The organism is Rhodococcus sp. 14C212, from assembly GCF_011058195.1.
GTDB classification, from domain to species: domain Bacteria; phylum Actinomycetota; class Actinomycetes; order Mycobacteriales; family Mycobacteriaceae; genus Rhodococcus; species Rhodococcus aetherivorans.
On sequence record NZ_JAALEH010000064.1, the window covers coordinates 1 to 21,260 of the forward strand.

General features: G+C 70.1%; 18 protein-coding genes. 3 read left to right on the plus strand and 15 right to left on the minus strand.

Annotation, left to right across the window (positions count from 1 at the left end; all coding sequences use genetic code 11):
* Positions 1-173: 173 nt before the first annotated feature.
* Positions 174-1,361 (plus strand): AAA family ATPase, encoded by a 1,188-nt coding sequence (locus tag G6038_RS22045; RefSeq protein ID WP_165039895.1) that lies wholly within the window; start codon positions 174-176, stop codon positions 1,359-1,361.
* On the opposite strand, the gene G6038_RS22050 is transcribed toward G6038_RS22045, so the two are convergent.
* From G6038_RS22050 to G6038_RS22065, 4 genes are all read right to left on the minus strand, one after another.
* On the minus strand, positions 1,315-1,899 hold the full coding sequence (locus tag G6038_RS22050; protein ID WP_165039896.1) for a sigma-70 family RNA polymerase sigma factor: 585 nt from the start codon (positions 1,897-1,899) through the stop codon (positions 1,315-1,317). The two genes, G6038_RS22045 and G6038_RS22050, sit on opposite strands and share 47 nt — an antisense overlap.
* 81 nt (positions 1,900-1,980) lie before the next feature.
* The gene (locus tag G6038_RS22055) at positions 1,981-2,661 is read right to left on the minus strand and encodes a nitroreductase (protein WP_165039897.1); all 681 of its coding nucleotides are present in this window, start codon (positions 2,659-2,661) and stop codon (positions 1,981-1,983) included.
* Positions 2,662-2,698: 37 nt separating this feature from the next.
* Positions 2,699-4,129 (minus strand): NAD(P)/FAD-dependent oxidoreductase, encoded by a 1,431-nt coding sequence (locus tag G6038_RS22060; protein ID WP_165039898.1) that lies wholly within the window; start codon positions 4,127-4,129, stop codon positions 2,699-2,701.
* Between the two features lie 90 nt (positions 4,130-4,219).
* Positions 4,220-5,227 (minus strand): NAD(P)H-dependent glycerol-3-phosphate dehydrogenase, encoded by a 1,008-nt coding sequence (locus G6038_RS22065; protein WP_165039899.1) that lies wholly within the window; start codon positions 5,225-5,227, stop codon positions 4,220-4,222.
* A gap of 198 nt (positions 5,228-5,425) precedes the next feature.
* On the opposite strand from G6038_RS22065, the gene G6038_RS22070 reads away from it, so the two are divergent.
* On the plus strand, positions 5,426-5,596 hold the full coding sequence (locus tag G6038_RS22070; protein WP_165039900.1) for a hypothetical protein: 171 nt from the start codon (positions 5,426-5,428) through the stop codon (positions 5,594-5,596).
* 54 nt (positions 5,597-5,650) lie between these two features.
* Here the strand turns inward: G6038_RS22070 and G6038_RS22075 are convergent, their stop codons facing one another.
* The 9 genes from G6038_RS22075 to G6038_RS22115 all read right to left on the minus strand — a co-directional run bounded on the left by G6038_RS22075 (position 5,651) and on the right by G6038_RS22115 (position 17,861).
* Positions 5,651-6,913: a benzoate/H(+) symporter BenE family transporter gene (locus G6038_RS22075; RefSeq protein ID WP_165039901.1), complete on the minus strand. Its 1,263-nt coding sequence runs from the start codon at positions 6,911-6,913 to the stop codon at positions 5,651-5,653.
* A 9-nt stretch (positions 6,914-6,922) separates the two neighbouring features.
* Positions 6,923-9,607: a helix-turn-helix transcriptional regulator gene (locus tag G6038_RS22080; RefSeq protein WP_165039919.1), complete on the minus strand. Its 2,685-nt coding sequence runs from the start codon at positions 9,605-9,607 to the stop codon at positions 6,923-6,925.
* Between the two features lie 11 nt (positions 9,608-9,618).
* Positions 9,619-10,965 carry an aromatic acid/H+ symport family MFS transporter gene (locus tag G6038_RS22085; RefSeq protein ID WP_165039902.1) on the minus strand — a complete coding sequence of 449 codons (1,347 nt, stop codon included), beginning with the start codon at positions 10,963-10,965 and terminating at the stop codon, positions 9,619-9,621.
* Positions 10,966-11,073: 108 nt separating this feature from the next.
* Positions 11,074-11,883, minus strand: coding sequence for a 1,6-dihydroxycyclohexa-2,4-diene-1-carboxylate dehydrogenase (locus G6038_RS22090; protein WP_165039903.1), 810 nt, complete (start codon positions 11,881-11,883; stop codon positions 11,074-11,076).
* Positions 11,880-13,490, minus strand: coding sequence for a benzoate 1,2-dioxygenase electron transfer component BenC (gene benC / locus G6038_RS22095; RefSeq protein ID WP_165039904.1), 1,611 nt, complete (start codon positions 13,488-13,490; stop codon positions 11,880-11,882). Before benC ends, G6038_RS22090 begins: the two co-directional genes overlap by 4 nt.
* Before the next feature lie 33 nt (positions 13,491-13,523).
* Positions 13,524-14,027 carry a benzoate 1,2-dioxygenase small subunit gene (benB, locus tag G6038_RS22100; protein ID WP_165039905.1) on the minus strand — a complete coding sequence of 168 codons (504 nt, stop codon included), beginning with the start codon at positions 14,025-14,027 and terminating at the stop codon, positions 13,524-13,526.
* 13 nt (positions 14,028-14,040) lie between these two features.
* Positions 14,041-15,432 (minus strand): benzoate 1,2-dioxygenase large subunit, encoded by a 1,392-nt coding sequence (gene benA, locus G6038_RS22105; RefSeq protein ID WP_165039906.1) that lies wholly within the window; start codon positions 15,430-15,432, stop codon positions 14,041-14,043.
* Positions 15,433-15,641: 209 nt separating this feature from the next.
* Positions 15,642-16,646, minus strand: coding sequence for a 2Fe-2S iron-sulfur cluster-binding protein (locus G6038_RS22110; protein WP_165039907.1), 1,005 nt, complete (start codon positions 16,644-16,646; stop codon positions 15,642-15,644).
* Positions 16,647-16,649: 3 nt separating this feature from the next.
* Positions 16,650-17,861 (minus strand): cytochrome P450, encoded by a 1,212-nt coding sequence (locus tag G6038_RS22115; protein ID WP_165039908.1) that lies wholly within the window; start codon positions 17,859-17,861, stop codon positions 16,650-16,652.
* Positions 17,862-18,000: 139 nt separating this feature from the next.
* Between G6038_RS22115 and G6038_RS22120 the strand changes: the two genes are divergently transcribed.
* Entirely contained in the window at positions 18,001-18,966 is a 966-nt protein-coding gene (locus G6038_RS22120; RefSeq protein WP_165039909.1) for an AraC family transcriptional regulator, read from the plus strand.
* A 75-nt stretch (positions 18,967-19,041) separates the two neighbouring features.
* On the opposite strand, the gene G6038_RS22125 is transcribed toward G6038_RS22120, so the two are convergent.
* Both G6038_RS22125 and G6038_RS22130 read right to left on the minus strand, forming a co-directional pair.
* Positions 19,042-19,533 carry a hypothetical protein gene (locus tag G6038_RS22125; protein WP_165039910.1) on the minus strand — a complete coding sequence of 164 codons (492 nt, stop codon included), beginning with the start codon at positions 19,531-19,533 and terminating at the stop codon, positions 19,042-19,044.
* A gap of 72 nt (positions 19,534-19,605) precedes the next feature.
* On the minus strand, positions 19,606-21,225 hold the full coding sequence (locus G6038_RS22130) for a 4-hydroxyphenylacetate 3-hydroxylase N-terminal domain-containing protein (protein ID WP_165039911.1): 1,620 nt from the start codon (positions 21,223-21,225) through the stop codon (positions 19,606-19,608).
* Positions 21,226-21,260: the final 35 nt, after the last annotated feature.

Sequence of the window (21,260 nt, forward strand, 5' to 3'; positions counted from 1 at the left end):
CGGTGGCCAGCCCGGCGGTGAGCGCGAGACTTCGGGAGGACTTCATGCCGGAACATCTACGCGCTATTGCAAACGAATGTCAAAGTCTATTATGCGAATGTCCGCATCCGGATGTCCCGCGACACGCGGCGGAAGGAGGCGGCGTCCGCGCGCGGCGCCGTTACCATCGACCGATGGACCCGGTCCGCAACCCGTACGCTCCCGGCGCGGGGCAGCGCCCGCCCGAACTCGCCGGCCGGGCGAAGCAGCTCGACGCCTTCGACGTGGTGCTCGAACGGATCGCCCGCGGCCGCCCCGAACGCAGTGTCGTCCTCACCGGGTTGCGCGGCGTCGGCAAGACCGTCCTGCTCAATCAGCTTCGCTCCGCGGCGATCTCGCGGAGCTGGGGCACCGGCAAGATCGAGGCCCGGCCCGATCAGGACCTGCGCCGGCCGCTGTCGTCGGCGCTGCACATGGCGGTGCGCGAGATCGCCCCGGCCCACCCGCACCCCGAATCGGTCGAGTACTTCCTCGGCGTGCTCAAGTCGTTCGCGCTGCGGGCCACCGCGGACAAGGGCATGCGCGAGCGGTGGCAACCCGGCATCGACGCCCCCGCGGTCAAGGGCCGCGCCGACACCGGCGACCTCGAGATCGACCTCGTCGAACTCCTGATCGACGCCTCCGGGCTCGCCCGCGACGTGGGCGTGGGCATCGCGCTGTTCGTCGACGAGATGCAGGACCTCGGCGCGCCGGACATCTCCGCGATCTGCGGGGCGTGCCACGAGCTCAGCCAGGACGCCGCACCCCTCATCGTGGTCGGCGCCGGGCTGCCGCACCTGCCCGCGGTGCTCTCCGCGTCGAAGAGCTACTCGGAGCGGCTGTTCAGCTACCACCGGATCGACCGGCTCGACCGCGGCTCCGCCGACGTCGCGCTCATCGCGCCGGCCGAGCGGGAGGGTGTGACCTTCACGGAGGAGGCGCTCGACGCGCTCTACGAGACGGCCGACGGATACCCCTACTTCGTCCAGGCGTACGGCAAGGCGACGTGGGACGTCGCGGCGACGAGCCCGATCACCGCCGACGACGTGCGCGTCGGCGCGCCCGCCGCCGAGGAGGAACTCGCCGTCGGGTTCTTCGGCTCCCGGTACGAGCGCGCCACGCCCGCGGAGCGGGAGTACATGCGCGCCATGGCCGACCTCTCCGGCGACGACGGTCCCGTCGCGACGTCGAAGATCGCGGCCGAACTCGGCCGCAAGCCGGCGTCGCTGTCGCCCGCGCGGGACGGGCTCATCAAGAAGGGGCTCATCTACTCCGCCGAGCGGGGTTTCATCGGATTCACCGTGCCGCACTTCGGACGGTATCTGCGCGCTCAGCACGACTGAGCTGCAACCGGATTCGCTGTAGGGCGCGGTGCTGGGCGATGCGGACGGCGCCGACCGAGGTGCCGAGCATCGCGGCGGTGCGTTCGGCGCTGTAGCCCTGCAGGATCCGCAACTGCAGCACGCGGCGCTGCTGCTCCGGCAGCAGCGCGAGTTGCCGGCGGACCGCGGAACGCAGCTCCTCGTCGAGCACGCCCTCCTCGGGACCGGGGCCGGCGACGTCGTGCAGCGGCGTCACGGTGCGCGCGGCCTTGCGCCGGGCGTCCGCGACCTTGTGCGTGGCGATCCCGAACGCGAAGCGCAGCAGCGACGCACCGCGATCCTGGTAGCGCGGCAGCGCCCGCGTCAGTGCGAGGCACACCTCCTGGGTGACGTCCTCGGCCGGAGTGTGCGCGCGGGTGCCCTCGTCCATGCGCGCGGCGCAGAAGCTCAGCACATGGGGGCGAACGGAACTCACCACCACGCCCACGGCGTGCGGCTCACCGGCGACGGCGCGCGGTACCCAACGGCGGAGCAGCTCCTCGGTTTCGATGCGGTGCACGGGGTGTCCTCTCGGGCGGGGAAGGTGGCGAGTTCCACCTTTCGCCGCCCGGGCGCCCCGGGCCAGGACCCCTGGGGGTGGTTACTCCTCCACCCACCGCACGGCGTCGTCCAGGCTCGCCCGGTCGGTGCGGCAGGTGTTGGCCGGGTGGCTCTCGTCGGCGTAGCCGAAGGAGATCGCACACACGATGTCGCGCTCGTCGGAGATGCCGAGTTCGCGGCGGACGGCGCCGGCGGCCATCGCGACGGCGGCCTGCGGGACGGCGGCGATGCCGAGCGCCTGCGCGGCGAGGAGCAGGGTGGCGACGTACCCGCCGCAGTCGACCGCTCCGTACGTGCCGAGTGCCTTGTCGGTCGTGACGATCGCGACGTGCGGCGCCCCGAAGAAGCGGTAGTTCTCGAGCATCTGCTCGGTGCGGCGGGCGTAGTCGTCGCGGGCGATGCCGAGGCTGTTGTAGAGGGCGTAACCGGCGCCGCGGCGACGGTCGGCGTACACCCCGCGGTACTCGGCCGGGCCGGGGATGTCCGGGTCGAGGTGACCGGAGGCCGCCTGCTCGTACACCGCGGCCCGCAGTCGCTCGATGGCGTCCCCGCCGGCCACGACGACCTCCCACGGCTGGGAGTTGCACCACGACGGGGTGCGCTGCGCCATCCGCAGCATGGTTTCGATGTCCTCGCGCGGCACCGGCTTGGACAGGAACGCCCGGCAGGAGTAGCGGGTGTCGAGCAGGGTCGAGAGCGAGGCGCGGTGGTCGATCGTCATGTGACCAGGGTCGCACAGGCACCTGTGTAACGCTCGCTCAGGGCCGTCCTGCGGGACCGGTGGCCGTGTAGTTCTCCCGGTCGAACCGCCGGGTGCGCAGCCGGTATCGCCAGGACGAGCCCGGCCACAGCGACCGATTGACCGCGTCGCGGTCCAGGTACCAGCTCCGGCACCCGGTGGTCCACACGGTGCCCGTCGAACGCCGGCGCATCTCGTCGGTGAACGCCCGCTGGGCGGCGGCCCGCACCTCGAGTGCGGCGACGCCCTCCCGGTCGGCGGCGTCCATCGCGGCGGCGACGTAGCGGAGCTGGCTCTCGATCATGAACAGCAGCGAGGTGTGGCCGATGCCGGTGTTGGGCCCGCCGAGCAGGAATGCGTTGGGGAACCCGGCGACGGTCGTGCCCAGGTGCGCCGACGCGCCGTCACGTCCCCACCGCTCGAGCAGGGTGCGGCCGTCGCAGCCGACGACCGGCAGGCCGGCGAGGGCGGCGGACACCCGGAATCCGGTCGCGTACACCAGGACGTCGGCCGCGTGTTCCCGGCCGTCGACGGTGCGCACACCGTGCGGGTGCAGTCCCGCGATCGGGGTGGTGACCACCGTGCTGGAGTCCCGGGCGAGCGCGGGATAGTAACTGTCGGAGAACAGGATCCGTGTGCATCCGATCCGGTGCCGCGGGGTCAGGGCGCGGCGCAGGTCCGGGTCGGGCACCTGCCGGTGCAGGTGCCGCAGCGCCCGGGCCTCGAGGCGGGCGAGCCGGCGGTCGGACCCGGTGAGGGCGGGGACGAGCGCTTCGCCGCGCCAGTACTCGACCGTCCGTCGCGCGCGGTGCGGCAGCGGCAGGTGCTGCCTGCGGCGCGGCAGCACCCAGGCGGGGGTGCGCTGGAACAGCGTGACGCGGCCGGCGGTGTCGGCGAGGTACGGGATCACCTGAGCGGCGCTCGCGCCGGTGCCGATCACGGCGACGTGCCGCCCGGTGATGTCGACGCCGTGGTCCCAACGCGCGGTGTGGAAGGCGGGTCCCGCGAAGGAGCCGTCGAGGCGGGGAATCTGCGGGACGTTCAGGGCGCCGGTGGCCAGTACGAGGAAGCGGGCCTCGTAGTCCGGACCGTGGTCGGTGCGCACGTGCCAGCGGCCCGTCGTCTCGTCCCACCGGCATCCGGCGGCGGTCGTGCCGTAGGCGATCCGGTCGTCGAGTTCGTTCTCTGCGGCGAACGCGTGCAGGTGCGCGAGGATCTCCGGCTGGGTAGCGCGGCCGCGAGCCCAGACGGCCTGGGGTGCGGACGAGTACGAGTACAGGGCGGGATGGATGTCGCACTCGCACCCCGGGTAGGTGTTGTCGCGCCACGTGCCGCCGAGGGCGGCGCTCCGTTCGAGAACGCGCACGTCGCGGCCGCGTTGCCGCAGGTGTGCGGCGGCTCCGAGCCCGGCGAAGCCGGCGCCGACGACGAGTACTTCGGTTCCGATCACTTGAACAGTGTGTAAGTATGGTCTTCACCAGGCAAATCGTGGTTTATATCGGTATCTAGTTCGCGATGGAGAATCCCGAATACTTCCCGATCAAACCACGTCCTCCTCGTTGCCCGGGGTGACCCGGCGCAGCCCCTGGTACGCGTCGGCGGGGGAGCGACGGCCGGCCACGACGGCCTCGACCTCGGCGGCAATGGGCATCTCCACGTCGTACTCGCGCGCCAGTTCCATCACCGTCGGCGCCGTCTTCACTCCCTCGGCCACCTGGCCCAGTCGAGCCACCGCCTCCTCGAGGGTGAGCCCGCTTGCCAGCGCCTCACCGATCCGGCGGTTGCGGGACGCCGGGCTCGTGCACGTCGCGAACAGGTCGCCCATTCCGGTCAGGCCGGCGAACGTCCGCGGGTTGGCTCCCATGACCTCGCCGAGCCGGGTCATCTCGGCGAGGCCCCGGGTGAGCACCATCGCCCGGGTGTTGTCGCCGACCCGCAGCCCCTCGGCCATGCCCGCCGCGATCGCGACGATGTTCTTCAGGACCCCGCCGAGTTCGCAGCCGAGGACGTCGGTGTTGCGGTACACGCGGAAGACCTTCGAGGCGAACAGCGGCTGCAGGGCCGCCGCGACGCGTTCGTCCGCCGTGGCCACCACCGCGGCGGCCGCCATGCCGTCGGCGACCTCGCCCGCGATGTTCGGCCCGGCCAGCAGTCCCACGGGGTGCCCCGGCAGGCATTCGCCGATCACCTCGGTGGGCCGCAGGCGCGTGCCCGGTTCGAGCCCCTTCGCGAGCGAGAGGACCGGCACCCAGGCCCGCACCTCGTTCGAGATCTCGGCGAGGGTGGCGCGGACCGCGTGGGACGGCACTCCGACTACCAGCACGTCGGCCTCGTGCGCGGCCTCGAGGAGGTCCGAGGTGGCGCGCAGGTTGGCCGGCAGGGTCCGCTCGCCGAGGTACCGGGTGTTGCGGTGCTCCTCGTCGATCTCGCGGGCGGTGTCCGGATTGCGGGACCAGAGCAGGGTCGGGGTGTTCCGGGCCGACAGTCCTGCGACGGTGGTGCCCCACGAGCCGGAACCGAGGACGACGACGCGAACCGGACGTGCCATGGTTTGTTGATCCTGTCTGCGCGGAGGGACGGTACGGCCCTCAGGGTGTCAGTTCACCCGTCCCGGCGCCGGATTTTCGCGGTATGCCCGGTCCTCGATCTGCGTCGTACCGTATGTGCGCATGCGCACACTGGCATAGCTGATACCCCAGGGGGTATATTGACGGTAGACCCCGACCGCTTCCCGAGGAGGACGCTCATGTGTTACCCCGTCACCTGCCCCAAGTGCGGAAAGACCGGCTGGGGCGGCTGCGGCCAGCACGTCGACAGCGTGATGAAGTCCGTGCCCGCCGCCGAGCGATGCACCTGCGACCAGGACACCGCTCCCAAGACGAGTTCCGGCATCTTCGGCTCGCTGTTCGGTCGCTGACACCCCCCGGCTCGGGACACGGCGGGTGCGCCCACAGGCGCGCACCCGCCGGTTTCACCGGCCGGCGGTCCAGTCCCCCCGCTCGAGCAACCGCGACACGATCACCCCGGCCACCAGACCCCAGAACGCCGCCCCGATGTTCCAGAACGTCACGTTCGCGGCGGTGACGACGAATGCCACCAGCGCCCCCATCGTGTACTTCGAGGCGAACGCCGTCACGAACGCGCCCTGCAGCGCCCGCAGCATCGCCAGGCCCCCGAGGGTCGCGACGAACGCCGCCGGCGCGGCGGTCATCCACCGCACGAACAGCGGCGCGAACAGTCCGAACACGATCGAGTACAACCCGAAACACACGGCCGCCGTGTACTGACGGCTCCGCTCACCGGATGCGGTGAGCAGGGCGTTCGTCGGGCCGGTCAGGCACGTCGACACCGCGCCGACGCAGGCGGCACCGAGGGACCACACCCCGCACGCGATCGTGGTGACGTTGATCGGGGGCCGGTGCCCGGCCGCCGTGAGTACCGCGACGCCCTGCCCGTTCTGCACGACCAGCACGGTGATCGCCAGCGGGATCACCAACTCCAGCAACGCCGTCCACGTGAACACCGGCGCGGTGAAGACCGGCGACGCGAGGATGCCCGCTCCGCCCGGGGCAGGGGAGAAGCGCCCCGACGCTGCCACCGCGACCGTACCGGCGATCAGCGCCCCGAGGATCGGCGGCAGCCACCGGCCGATCCGGCCGAAGGCGCTCAACGCCAGGAACATCAGCACCATGGGCGCGGCGATCGCGACGTCCGCGCCGAGCGCGACCACCAGGTCCACGCCGAACTTCAGGAAGACGCCGGCCACCATCGCCATGACGATCGGCATCGGCAGCGCCTCCATCACCCGCCGCACCAGTCCGGACGCGCCCAGCACCAGCACCAGCAGGCCGGTGACCAGGAACGCCCCGATCACCTCCGGCCAGGACAGGTGCCCCAGCGACGCGCCGACGAGGATCGTACCCGGAATCGTCCAGGCGAAGCCGAGGGGCTGCCGGTAGGCGATGCTCATCGCGATCGTCAGCACGCCGTTGAGGACGAAGATCCCGAAGATCCACGACGCGAGTTCGGCGGCGCCGAGCCCGCCGGCCGCGCCCGCCGCGAGTACGACCGCGACCGGCCCCGTCGACGAGAAGACCAGCCCGATCACGCCGTTCGCCGCGTACTCGACGCCGAGATCCCGCAGCACCCGGCGCGGCCGGGTCACGGGCCGAGCGGGCCGCTCGAGCAGGTCGGTGTCGTTCGGGGGCGGGGTCTTCTCCTCAACTGCTGTCATCTCGGTTCCTCAATCCTCCTGGCGGAACTGGGCGGCCAGCTCGCTGCGCGAGCGGATGCCGAGCTTCGCGTAGACCCGTGTCAGGTGGTACTGCACCGTCTTCACCGACAGGAACAGCTCGCCCGCCACGTCCTTGTTGGTGTTGCCCGCGGCCACCAGGGCGGCGACCGCCTTCTCCTGCGGCGTCAACGCCGCCAGATCCATGTGTGTCCGGCGCGCACCGTCGCCGTTCGTCTTCATCCCCCCGGCCTTGAGTTCGCGGTCGCAGCGCTGCACGTACGACGTCGCGCCGAGCGTCGCATACAGTTCCCGGGCGGTGCGCATCACCGCGTCCGCCTCGCGCCGCCGCCCGGCGCGCCGTAGCGTCTGGCCGTACGCGAAGTTCACCCGGGCCCGGTCGTACGGCAACGACAGTGTCGCCAGGTTCGCGAGCGCGGACTCGAACGTCTCACGCGCGGCGTCGATGTCACCCCGCGCCCCGTCGATCCGTCCGCGCACGTAGCCGAGCCGCGCCCGGGCGGACAGGTGCCCACGGGAGGCGGCCAGTTCCTCGAACGGACGGAGGAACTCGTCGGCCTCGTCGACGTGTCCGGTCATCACGAGAGCATTCGCGTACAGGTCCGGCCACGGCCAGAAACCCGGTTCCACCAGGGCCTGCCGCCGGCGTGTGGTGAGCGGTGCGAGGTGCCGCAGCACCCCGTCGTAGTCGGCGGCGACCTCTGCGCACTGGGCGGCGGCGATACAGGCCGGCACCACCATGACGGCATAGTCGGTGGCGCCTGCGCGTCCGCGACGCAGGTGCTCGCGGGCCAGCGGCCAGTCCCCGCGCAGGGCGTGCACCTGTGCCCCCGTCCAATGCACCAGCGGCCGAAGCAGATCCAGGCCGGCGGTGTCGAGCTGTGCGGCCGCCCGGTCGACGGTGCGGACGGCGTCGTCCCATGCGCCGAGGGCGAACTCCGTGCGCGCCAGCCACGCCTGCGCCCACAGCGAGATCCGGATCGAGCCGCCGCGGAAGACGGTCGGCTCGGCGCTCTCGAGTTCCGCGCGGGCGCGATCCGGCTCGTCCAGCGCCAGGGCGAGCCAGCCCTCCGCCATGCGGATCCGCTGGCTCTGGGCGCCGAGCCGGAAGTTCTCCGACAGTTCTGCGTACGAGGCGCGGGCCTCGTCGACGCGGCCGGTCATGGCCAGGCCGAGCCCGCGGATCGCGGCCGACTCGACGGCAGCGGGCATGTCGGGAGCTACGAGGGACGAGGCGCGGTCGGCCCACTCGACGAGGCTCGCGCCGTCGAGTTGGGCCAGCGAATGCAGCACCATGCGCTGGCAGATCATCGCACCCAGATCCGGGTCGCGGGCCGGGTCCGGGAGCAGGTGCCATGCGCGCGTGAGCAGCTGGGAGGCCTCGGCCGACCGGCCGCGCTGGATCGCCAGGTAGCCGAGCACCACGTCGCGCATGGAGCCGTCGGGCGCGGCCTCCATCGCGGGCACGAACGTCAGAGCCTGGGGCAGGTCCGCCGCGCCCGTGAGGGCGTCGACGCCGCGGATCAGCCGCTGCGCGCGCTGGTCGCGGTCGGGACTGATGCCGCTCGCGATGATCAGCGCCTCGGCGGCATCCGACCAGGCGCCGACGGCGGCGCGGCGCCGGCCGTACCGATCGAGGCGGTCCGCGAGGTCCGCGTCGGCGGTGGGAGTGGCGGAGACCAGGTGGGTGAGGGCGGCACCCTCGTCGTCGACCAGTTCGGCGGCGCGGGCGTGCAGGTCGCGCCAGCGGGCGGGACCGATGTCGTCGGCGACGGCGGCCCGCGTCATCGGGTCCGGGAAGATCAGGGTGACCGCGCCGCGCTGTTCGCGCCGCCGGAGCAATCCGGCGGTGTGCGCGGCGTCGAGCGCCGCGGTGGGGTCCGTCAGCCCGGCCAGCGCCGCGGCCTGGGTCAGGGTGCTTTCGGCACCGAGCACGGCCGCCGCCTCCACGAGTGCCCGGGTCTCGGCGGGGCAGTGGTCCAGCGTGCGGCGCACGGCGCCCGACCGTTCCTGGGGGGCCGGGAACCGGGCCTGCCAGTGCTGCCACTGGTTGCGGGGGATCTCGTCGAGCAACTGCAGGATCGGGCGGGGTGTGCCGAGGGTGTGCTCGAACAGCCGTCGCGCGGTCCACGGCGACAGGTCCACGCCGATGCGGGTGAGGGCCAGCTGGGCGATGTCCTGCGGCCCGAGGGGCCGCACGTGCACGGAGAGGGCGCGGTGATGGTCGAGCACCTGCCGGGTGCTGTCCGGGACCGTCTCCGGCAGCGGGTCCACGGTCACCAGCAGGACGAGCAACTGCTTGCCGTGGGCGCGGCGGACGGCGGACGACAGCGCCTGCAACGATTCGGAATCGGACCAGTGCGCGTCGTCGACGACGAGAACGGTGGGATCGTCCACCAGGGACAGCAGTTCGTGTGCCACTTCCACCGGATCACGTCCGGTGACGGGGGCCTGCAGCAGTTGCTCGACGGTGCCCCACGCGCGCGCCGCCTCCCACGGGACGCCCGCGGACACGCGGACCTGCCAGCCGCTCGAGACCTCGGTGAATCGTTGCACCAGGGCGGATTTGCCGATACCCGGCGGACCCTCGACGAGGGCGAGCACGGGTGAACCGGCTCGCGCCTCGCCGAGGTGACGGTCGAGCTCGGAGAGCTCTCGGGTACGTCCGACCAGCATGGCGGGGTGAGTCACACTTCCACGGTAGTGGGGCTCGCGGCCGCGGCTTCGGGGGTTCGGGCAACGTACTGCGCACCCCGTCGGATGGGAACGAACACCGTGACCAGGCCGCCGGCCACGGCGATGCCCGCGAAGATGTAGAAGCTCACGTCGTTGCTCAGCCCGGCACCGATGAGAAGGCCGCCGATGATGGGGCCGAAGATGCCGCCGAGCCGGCCGAATCCGGCGCACCAGGCGACACCGGCACCGCGCGCTGCCGTCTCGTAGTAGTTGGAGACGAACCCGTAGATGAGCACCTGGGTGCCGATCGTGCCGACGCCGGCGATCGCCACCGCGGTCAGCAGGACGGGCAGCGGGAACCCGAAGGTGAGCAGGATCAGTGCCAGGCCGGCGAGACCGAACGTGGTGGCGATGACCGGCTGGGGGCCGCGGCCGTCGGCGATCCGGGAGGCCAGGAGGCCGCCGATGATCGCACCGCCGTTGAGCACCAACAGGAATGCGAGCGAACCCTTCGCGTTGTAGCCGGCGTCGGCCATGATCTTCGGCAGCCACGTGTTCAGCCCGTAGGTCAGCAGGAGCCCGGCGAAGCTCATCAGGCCGAGCAGGGTCGTGCCCCACGCGTAGCGGCGGGTGGCCAGGGCGGCGAATCCGACCTTCTCGGCCGGGGCCGGGGCGATCGTGGGCAGCGGGAGACCGAACTTGTCACAGACCGCGGCCGCCTCGTCCGTCCGCCCGCGCGCCTGCAGCCACATCGGGGACTCGGGGAGCTTCACCAGGGCCAGGGGCAGCAGGATCACCAGCGGCAGCGCGCCGATCCAGAACAGTCCGCGCCAGCCGATGGTGTCGCGCAGCACGATGGCCAGCAGGGAGGCGAGGACGCCGCCGGCGGGGACGCCGCTGTAGACGATCGCGTTGAACAGGTTCCGTTTGCCGGGCGGAGCGAACTCGGCCACCACGGCACCCGCGGTGGCGACGAGACCGCCGACTCCGATGCCGGTGAAGAAGCGCAGGATGCCGAAGGAGGTGATGCTGGTGGCCATCGCGGCGGCGCCCATGCCGACGGAGAACCAGACGATGTTGATCAGCATCATCTTCCGGCGTCCGACCCGGTCACCGAACGCGCCGGTGAACAGGGCGCCGACCATGACTCCGATGAGGGCGTACGAGCCCAGCGCGCCGCCCTGCTGCGCGGAGATCGCTCCGAGCTGGCTGGGATCGGCCATCAGTGTGGGCAGGATCGTCCCGTAGACGACGAGGTCGTAGCCGTCGAAGATGATCGCGAGCGTGGCGAGGGCGACGACCCAGATGACGGTGCGGCGGTGCCGGGGACTTGCCCAGGCGGTTGTGTTGTCGGCCATGTCGGCTCCGGTCTGTGAGTGCGGTCACAAGTGAAACGGGGCAGAAAGAGGGCCTCACCGGCAGGGGATCCCTGGCCTGCCGGTGAGGCCTGTGGCGGTGCTGGGGTCTTACCCCAGGTCGCCGCCGGCGACGGGAAGAACCGTGCCGGTGATGTAGGAGGCCTCCTCCGAGGCCAGGAAGGTGATCGCGGCGGCCTGCTCGTCGAGTGTGCCGTACCGCTTGAGCAGCGAGGAGTCGACGGTCTGGTCCACGATCTGCTGGTACCAGCCCTGCTCCTGCTCGCTCTGCGCGGCGGGGCCGCGCGCTACCCGGCGGGCGGGGGCGTCGGTGCCGCCGGGGGCGGTGGCGACGACCCGGATCCCGTACGGTGCGGCCTCGAGGGCGAGCGCGGTGGTGATCGCGTTGACCCCGCCCTTGGCGGCGGCGTAGGGGACGCGGTTGACACCGCGCGTCGCCACGGAGGACACGTTGACGATCGTGCCCGAGCGTTGCTCGATCAGGTACGGGAGCACCGCGCGGCATGTCCACAGCGTCGGGAACAGCGACCGCTGTACCTCCGCCTGGATCTGCGCGGGGGTGTAGTGCTCGTACGGCTTCGCCCAGATCGTCCCGCCGACGTTGTTGACGAGCACGTCGATGCGGCCGTGCTGCTGCCGGGCCTCGTCGAGCGCCGACTGCGCTCCCTCGAACGTCTCGAGGTCGGCGGTGACGGAGTGTGCCTGGAAACCCTTCTCGCGCAACTCCTTCGCCACCTCGTGCACGAGTTCGGAGCGGTCGACGAGGATCACGGATCCACCCTCGGCTGCGATGCGGGTCGCGACCACGAGGCCGATACCCTGCGCGGCGCCGGTGACGGTGACGACCCTGCCGTCGAAGCGGCCCGGGTACACGGTGCCGACCGGAAGAAGGGCGCTCACGCGAGTTCCACCTTCGCCGAGTCTTCGATGGCGCGGCGCATCGTCGCCTTGGCGTGCTCGGCATGGCTGACGATGAGATCGCGGGCCGCTGCGCGGTCCTTGCGTTCGAACGCCCGCACGATCTGCAGGTGGTCGTGCGGAATCTGCTCGTCCACCCACTGCGCGGTGCGCAGCACCTTGCGCATCAACTGGGTCACCTCGAGCCGGTTGTAGGCCTCGAGCAGCACGGGATTGCCGCAGCAGCGGAACAGGAACTCGTGGAAGGCGGCGTTGGTGTCGGTGAACGCGCCCGCGTCGGTGAAGCGGTCGTGGTCGATCGACGCGGTCGACGCCTCGGCGAGAATCCGGAATTCCACGAGCTGCGCGTCGGTGAGCCGGCCGATGGTCAGCTCCAGCGCACCGAGCTCGAGCGCCATGCGCGCGTCGAACTGGGCGTCGGACTCGGTGACGGGCGCGTGCTCCTCGCCGATCTCGTAGTTGCCGACCGGGACCTGCTCGGCAGCGCCGAGGGATACCGGCAGGCCGGTCTCCTCGGCTGCCCTGGTGGCGGCTTCGAGTTCCCGCTCGGTGGGCTGGGGGGCCGGTTCGGCGGCACCGGGGGTCGCGGAGTTGTTGAACTTCTCGAAGTAGAAGTTCGTCACCGAGATGCCCTCGTTCGACAGGTGCGTACGCACCGCCTCGACCATCGGCGGCGGCCCGCACAGGTAGACGTCGACGTCGCCGTCGTTGAGGTGCTTCGGCTCGAACAGGCCGGTGACGTACCCCTTGTTGGGAGCGGTCGACTCCGGATCGGAAACGCAGTAGTCGAACGTGAAGTTCGGCAGCGACCGCGTGTAGGCCTCGAGCTTGTCCAACTCGACCAGATCCTGATCGAAGCTGACGCCGTAGATCAGGTGCACCGGCAGGTCGCTGCCCTCTTCCTGCATCTTCGACAGGATGGCGAGCAGCGGCGCGAGGCCGGTACCGCCGGCGAGCAGGAGGGCGGGGCGCTTGCGCTCACGCAGGAAGAAACTGCCGAACGGGCCGGTGAACTGCAGCGTGTCTCCCACCTGAGCGCGATCACTCAGGTATTCGGACATCAGTCCGCCCTCGGTGATCTTCACCAGGAAGGACAACTGCGGGTCGTTCGGCCCCGTGCTGAACGAGTACGACCGGGTCTGCTCGGTTCCGGGCACCGTGATGTTCACGTACTGGCCCGGCAGGAACACCAGGTCGTCCCGGTTGGGGATCTCGACGGTGAAGCCCACGGTGCTGGGAGAGAACCGCTGCAGGTCCGTGATCGTCGCCGTGTAGGTCGCGGCCGCGGTCTTCGCGACGTCCGAGGTCGTCGCGATCTGCAGCACGAGGTCGGATTCCGGGACCATCTGGCACGGCAGGCAGAAACCCTGCTCGGCCTCGTCGTCGGTCAGCGCCTCCTCGATGTAGTCGCCGCCGTCGTAGTTGCCGGACTCGCACAGTGCCTTGCAGGTCCCGCACGCGCCGTCGCGGCAGTCGAGAGGAATGTTGATCCGCGCCTTGTACGACGCGTCGGCGACCGTCTCGTTCGGTCCGCACTTGATGAAGCGGGTCACCCCGTCCTCGAAGCTCAATGCCACCTGAAAACTCACGGCATGTGCCTCCTTTCGTGAATCGGGGGTGGATCAGACGACGTAGACGTCCACGATGTGGTGGATGTAGTCGTTCTTGAGCACGATCTTCTTCTTCTTGATCACCGGGTGTGGGCCCGAGACGTCGAGGGTCACGAAGTTCGTGCCGAAGTAGGTGTCGGTGGTGTTGTACCGGTAGTACAGCGAGAACCAGTTGTGGCGCAGGTCGATCTCGGTGCCGCGCCGGTCGAGGATCTCGACGTTGGTGATGTTGTGGCCGGTGCGCGGTTCGGGCAGCGACGTCGCGGACGAGCGGTCGGTGCGGATGCGGAACACCCGGTCCTCGAGGCCACCGCGGTTGGGGTAGTAGATGAGCGAGATCTCGCGCTGCGGGTCCTCGGTGAGCTCACCGTTGTCGTCCCATGCCGGCATCCAGTACTCGGCCTGCGGGTGGTAGCACTCGAGCCACTTCTCGAAGTCGCGGTCGTCGAGGAGACGGGCCTCGCGGTAGAGGAACTGCTCGATGTCGGTCTGCGTCAATTCCGTTGCGGCGGTCATGTCCTGGTCTTCCTCAGCGCTCGTTCGTGGTGGTGGGCTCGGCGGCGGCGTTCTCGGCGGTCTCCGCCGCGACGGCCTTGCGCATGCTGTCGAGCCAGAAGCCGTGCTGGATCGGGTACAGGCCCTCGTCCTCGGTCTTCACACCGCTCGACAGCACGTTCTTCATGCCGAGGTCCAGCGCGACCTGATCCGGTCCGCTGAGCTGGTGGGTGGCGCCGCGACTGAGGTCGTTCCACGGGGCGGCCGACGCGAGGTAGGTCTTCTGGCAGGACCGGAACTCCTCGAGGTCGTCCGGGGTGGCCATACCGGTGGCGTTGAAGAAGTCCTCGTACTGGCGGATGCGGTTGGCGCGGGATTCGGCGCTCTCACCCTTCGGGGCGATGCAGTAGATGGTGACTTCGGTCTTGTCGACGGAGATCGGCCGGAAATGCCGGATCTGCGAGGAGAACTGGTCCATCAGGTACACGTTCGGGTAGAGGCAGAGGTTGCGGGACGCGCCGACCATGAACTCGGCCTTCTTCTCGCCGAATTCTGCGGCGAGCTCGGCCTTGCGGGGGAAGAGCGGGCGGTCCTGCGGGTTGCCCCACCACATCCACAGCAGCAGATGGCCGTTCTCGAACGAGTGGTAGCCGCCGCCCTGCTTGCCCCAGGTGCCGGCGTCCATCGCCTTGGTCTCGTTGCTCGACTCGCCGGCGGTGCGGCGCGCGGTGGTGGCCGCGTAGTTCCAGTGCGTCGCCGAGACGTGGTAGCCGTCGGCGCCGTTCTCCGCTTGCAGCTTCCAGTTGCCGTCGTAGGTGTAGGTGGACGAGCCGCGCAACACCTCGAGGCCCTCGGGGGACTGGTCCACGATCATGTCGATGATCTTGGTGGCGTCACCGAGGTGCTCTTCGAGGGGCTTGACGTCCTCGTTCAGGCTGCCGAACAGGAAGCCGCGGTAGCTCTCGAACCGGGCAACCTTGCGCAGGTCGTGACTGCCGTCCTTGTTGAACTGCTCCGGGTAGCCGGCGTCGCGGGGATCCTTGACCTTGAGCAGCTTGCCGTTGTTGCGGAACGTCCAGCCGTGGAACGGGCAGGTGAACGTGGTGCGGTTGTCGGTCTTGCGCCGGCACAGCATCGCGCCCCGGTGGCTGCACGCGTTGATCAGGCAGTGCAGCTCGCCCTCCTTGTCGCGGCTGATCACGACGGGCTGGCGACCGATGTAGGTGGTGAAGTAGTCCCCGTTGTTCGGGACCTGGCTCTCGTGCGCGAGGTAGACCCAGTTGCCTTCGAAGATGTGCTTCATCTCCAGCTCGAAGATCTCCTCGTCGGTGAAGATGTTGCGGCGCACTTGGTATCGGCCGCTGTCCGCGTCTTCGACGAGAGCGCCGTCGAGGGCGGCTCGCACGTGGTCCAGGGTCTCGGTCATGGGGATCCTCCAGGAAGGGTGTCGGGTCGGCCCCGGCGGAGAATGGGGCTGTTTCCGCGTTGCCTCCACCCTGCCAGCATGTGGTCGCAGTCACACCAGGCAAATGCCTAGGCCTACCTAGGACCCTCGGCAGGAGGGTAGGAAGTCCCCAAACGCCCGGTGCGTCCTTCGGGTTGCTGGGACAGCCCGAAGGACGCACCGGGGGTGGGTCACGTCGCCGGGGTGAACTTCTCCCGCCGGATCCGGCGCGGCGACATCCGGCGCCGCTTGCACGCCTTGACGGTGCTGTCGACGAAGGCCTCGGAGCCGCAGATGTAGCCCGTGTGCTCCTTCGCCGACGCCACGTCCTCGACGAAGGCGTCGGGGGCGTAGCCCTCGCGGTCGCCGCCGGGCTCGCGGCTCAGGCACGTGACGAACCGGAAGCCGGGATGCTGCGCTTCCAGTTCGCGGAAGAGGCCGGAGTCGTAGAGGTCCTCGGCGGTGCGCACCCCGTGGTAGAGGACGATCTCGCGCCGCGGATCCAGCGACAGTGCCTGCCGGACGATGCTCTTCATCGGGGCCAGTCCGGTCCCGCCCGCGAGCAGCACCATGGGGCCGGTGGACTCCGCGTCGAACGTGAAGTCCCCGAGCGGTCCGGTGACGTCGACCCGGTCGCCGACCGCGACGGTGCCGAACGCCCACCGGTCGCTCGCGACCCCACCCGGCCGGCGCCGGATGTGCAGCTCGAGCAGCTTTGCCTCACCCGGGGTGTTGGCCAGCGAGTACTGCCGCCGGACGTCGGTGCCCGGGACGGTCAGTCCGACGTACTGCCCGGCGGAGAATTCGAGCGGCGTGTCCAGGGTGAGCAACATCCGCCGCGTGTCGTGGGCGATGTCGCGGACCTCGGTGACGGTGCCGGCGAGGTCGCGCAGCGCGTGGATGGCGTCCCGGTCCCGGCCGTCGTCGGTGCGCGGCCGCTCGACGACGGTGTCGCCGCACGGCGTGGCCTGGCACGCGAGGGCGAAGCCCGCGTCACGTTCCGTCGCGGGCAGCGTCGCCTCGGGAGACGTACGGTGGTCGACGGCGCCCGAGCGAACCCGGATCTTGCAGGTGCCGCACGTGCCCTGATTGCACGAATTGGGCATCCACACCCCGCTGCGCAGCAGTGCGTCGAGCACGGTCTGATCGGGTGCGCACGCGACGGTGGTGTCGCCGAGGGTGACGGTGGCGCTCATGGTCTACACCTCCCAGGTGACGTGCAGGGCGGTGGGTCCGCGGAAGCCCCAGCCCCAGAACTCGACGTCGGCGTTAGTGTCCCGCTCGAGGTTGGGGATGGCGTCGAGCAGTTCCTCGAGGCCGATGCGGCACACGTGGTTCGCGAAGTAGATGCCGGCACACGCGTGTTTGCCGGCGCCGAACGCCAGGTGCGGCAGCGGCGGGCGGGTCATGTCGTACTCGGTGGGGGCGTCGTACTTGCCGGTGTCGTGATTCGCCGAGCCGTACGACAGGATCACCGCGGTGCCTGCCGCGATGTCGACCCCGGACACCGTGGTGTCCCGCGTCGCGATGCGGGCGGTCGCCGACCAGATCGGCGACGTCCACCGCATGCCCTCGGCGATCGCGCGCGGAATCAGACCCGGCTCGTCGACGACGGCTTCGAACTGTTCGGGCCGGCTGAACAGCCCCGCAAGCGTCGAGGACATGGCGTGCCCCGGCTCCTGCATGGCCCCGAGCAGGAACACGTACAGCGTCGGATAGATGTACTCGCGGTCGCGGGTCCGTCCCTCGGGCATGCCGTCGTGCAGCCAGTGCGACATCGCACTGTCGTCCGGGTGTTCGATCCAGTGGTCGATCAGGGGATCGACGATCGAGCGGATCTCCGCCTTGGCCGCGTCGCCGGCCGCGAACCGCTCCTGGTTGGTGAATTCACCGTGGTCGTCGACCTCGGCGTTGGTGAAGGATTCGGACAGCTTGTGGAACCACTCGCGCAGCGTGTCGGAGCCGACGTTCTTCAGGCCGAGCAGGTCGCCGAGGGCGCGGACGCTGACCGGTTCGCAGTACCGGGCGACGAGATCGGCGCGGCCGTCGTTCTCGAACCCCTCGAGATAGCGGCGGGCGATGGGCCGGACCAGGTCCTCGATCCAGCGGTCGACCTCGCCCGGCTGCAGCGCGGGTTCGACCATCGAGCGCAGATCCTGGTGGAGGTCGCCGTTGACACCGATGATTGCGGGATGGCCGAACGTGCGGCCGCCGGCCGGGGTGATGACGGCCTCGAAGTCGTCGCTCGTCGCGATGGCGTGGCACGCCTCGGCGGTCGAGGCGACGAACGCGCCGAGGACGGGCACGAAGGCGACCGGTGCCTCGGCCCGCAGCCGCTCGTAGACCGGGTACGGGTTGCGCTCGAGCTCGGTCATGGTGATCTCGTCGATCCACGAAAGGGTGCTCGTCATCGGTGTTGCTCCTCGATATGTCTTCGGCGGGTAGGCCCCTCGAGCGGGGCCGTTCGTCGGGTGAGGCAGAACATATGACGGCAGTCACACGATCGCCGAGACGATCTGCGCGGCCCCTGGACACATCGCGCGACTTTCTGTGACCGGCGTCTCCGATACGTACGCTCGTGGTGTGAGTGCGACCGAGATCGGAGACTGGGATGCCGCATCCCGGGCGGTGGCGGACGCGTACTTTCCCCACGAGCTGACCGATCTGTCGGGCACCGACCGGCCGAAGCTGTCGCTGACGACGGTCGACCTCGGCGGGGTGACCCTCGGCCGCCTGCACTGGGGTGCCGACATCGCCATCGCGTGCGACTATCCGGGCGCCTACGAGGTGAACATCCCGGTTACCGGCCGGCTCGAATCCCGGGGCAGCCACGGCGAGACCGTTTCGGTGCCCGGTCAGGCCACCGTTTTCCGGGCCGACACACCGAGTGTGATCACCCGTTGGAGCGCAACGTGTTCCGTGCTCGGGGTGAAGTTCGACCGGGAGCATCTCGAGCGGGAGGCCGACCGGATCCTCGGTTCGCCGGTGCGATCGAAGCTCGAGCTGCCCGACCAGCTCGACCTGACCGGTCCGGCGAGCGAGTGGCACGGACTCGTCCGGGCCTTGTCCGAGCAGCTCGACGGCGCCCTCGAGGTGGTGAGCAATCCGGTGGTCGGGGCACAGCTCGCCGGTGCCGTGACTGCGGCGTTCGTCCTGGCCGTCGCCCCACAGGACGGCCCGGCCGCGCCCCCGCGGCCGGGCATGATCCGGCGCGTCCTCGACGCCCTGCACGACGATCCCGGCCGGGCGTGGACCGCGGCCGACATGGCCGAACTGGCCGGTACCAGCGTCCGCCGCCTGCAGGAGGCGTTCTCCCAGTTCGTCGGCCGCAGCCCGTCGGCGTGCCTGCTCGACATCCGGCTCGACCGCGCCCACGACGACCTCGTCGCCGGGGCGGGCGCGGTCACCGTCGCCGACGTGGCCTACCGGTGGGGTTTCAGCCACCCCGGCCGGTTCGCCGCGGCGTTCAAGCGGCGCTACGGGACGACGCCGGCGGAGGTCCTGCGCGGCCGGTGACGGACACCGAAGTCCCGGACGTCGACACCCGTCGAGACGGCTGTCGATGTCCGGGACCTGGGTCGTTGTGTGGGCCTACCCGACCCAGAACTGCGGGGTGGGCCGGTCGAACGACAACTCCGGGAAGTCGTCGTCGCAGATCGGCACCCGGGCTCGGCGCTCCACGTAGTCGTGGCCGTAGGCGCGCATGTACTCGATGCACGCGACGGTGTACCCGACGGGATCGGGGTGGCCGGCACCGGCCGGCCGGAAGAGGTTGGGAAAACCCTTCGCCGTCAACGTGGTCGCCGTGCACGGTGCACCGTCGCGGCCGCACAGCGGGAGGGTGCCGTCCCCGTCGACGAGGAACTTGGCCCGCGCGACGACGGTCGAGCCGGCGAGGATCTCCCAGCGGTGGTCCACGTCGTCGTAGCGGGCGGAGGTCGCGTCGGCCGTGTCGTGGACGGCCAATCGCAGTTCGTCGCGCAGGCGGCCGGCCGCCCGCAGGGCGGCGAAGGAGCGCCCGAGGACCACGGCGTCGAACTCCGGGACGGGGGCGTGGGCGACGGACTTCGAGGCGGTGGTCATCTCGGGCGCTCCTTCGCGGGTGGAACGCCGCGCGCGGGCGGCAGGGGATCGCCCGCGCGCGGCGGCTGGGGGTTACTTGCGGTAGTAGGCGCTGACGTCGTCGTTGCCGACGAGGTCGGGCACGGTCCAGCCGTCGAGGTCGTACTCGCTCATGAATTGCTCGGCCAGGCCCTTCATGCCGGAGACGATGCCGCGGTTCTCGGCGGCGAACAGCAGCTCGGCCTTGACGTTCTCGTGGTTGCCGGAGTAGTTGCGCTCGTACAGTTCGTGGCGGCCGCCGAATTCGGAGCCGATCGAATCCCACAGGGCCTTCATGACCTTGACCCGGTCCACGGCGGTGATCCCGTCGGAGCCGCGGACGTACTTGTCCAGGTAGGGCCGTACCTCGGGGCTCTTGAAATCGGCGGCCGACGAGGGCAGGTAGATCAGGCCGGACGCGACGTCCTGCTCGATGATCTCCTTGACCCGCGGATACCCCTGAATCATGAACATCCGGTAGGTCAGGCCGTACTCGAGCTTCGGGATGACGGTGTCGCCGATCCATGGCTCGGGGTCGCGGGCCATCGACTCGGTCAGCGACCAGAACAGGTTGCGCCAGCCGATGACCTCACCGACGCGGGTCTGCACGCCGCGGAAACCGCCGGCGCCGGTCGCGTCGAGGGCCTTGAGCAGGAGGCCGGCGATGAAGTCGAGCTTGACGGCCAGGCGGGTGCAGCCCTGGAAGGTGAACCGGGGCAGGAACCCGGACTGCGGGAAGAACGCGTTGATCTTCTCCACGTCGCCGTACATGAACACGTTCTCCCACGGCACCAGCACCTTGTCGAAGATGAAGATGGCGTCGTTCTCGTCCATGCGCGAGGACAGCGGGTAGTCGAACGGCGAGCCGACCACGGCGGCGTTCTGGCTGTAGGAGGCGCGCGAGATCAGCTTGATGCCGGGGGCGTCCATCGGCACCGTGCAGATCAGGGCGAATTCCTTCTTCTTGATCGGCAGGCCGTAGTGCGCGATGAAGTTGTAGTTGGTGATCGCCGAGCCGGTGGCGACGACCTTCGCGCCGGAGACGATCAGGCCGGCGTCGGTCTCCTTCTCCACCTTCATGAACACGTCGCCGACCTGGTCCGGGGGCAGCTGCCGGTCCACCGGCGGGTTGATGATCGCGTGGTTCCAGTACAGGACCTTCTCCTGCGATTCGCGGTACCAGCGCTTGGCGTTGTCCTGGAACGGGGCGTAGAGCTCACTGTTGGCGTTGAGAGTGCCCAGGAAGGAGGCCTTGTAGTCGGGGGACCGGCCCATCCAGCCGTAGGTCATCCGCGCCCAGGTGGCGATGGCGTCGCGCTCGGCGAGCAGGTCGTCGGCGGAGGTGGGGGTGCGGAAGAACGGCATGGTCACGCCGCCGTTGCCGGTGTCGGTGGGACAGGTGAGGGTGCCGACGTGCTCGCCGGTGTGCAGCGAGTCGTAGAGGCGGGCGGTCATGCGGATGGAGTTGCGGAACGCCGGGTGGTTGGTGAAGTCCTTGACCCGCTCGCCGTGCAGCCAGATCTCGCGGCCGTCCTTGATCGATTCGATGTACTCGTCCCCGGTCATCGGCCGCGTGGCGAAATTCTGCTGCCGGTTCGCCGGGGAGTCGGCGGCGACGTTCACCGTGGAGCGGTCGATCGTGTTCTCGCCGGGACGGGACTCGAGAGTGGTCATGGATATCTCCTTGCGGGTGAAGGGAACTGGTGAGT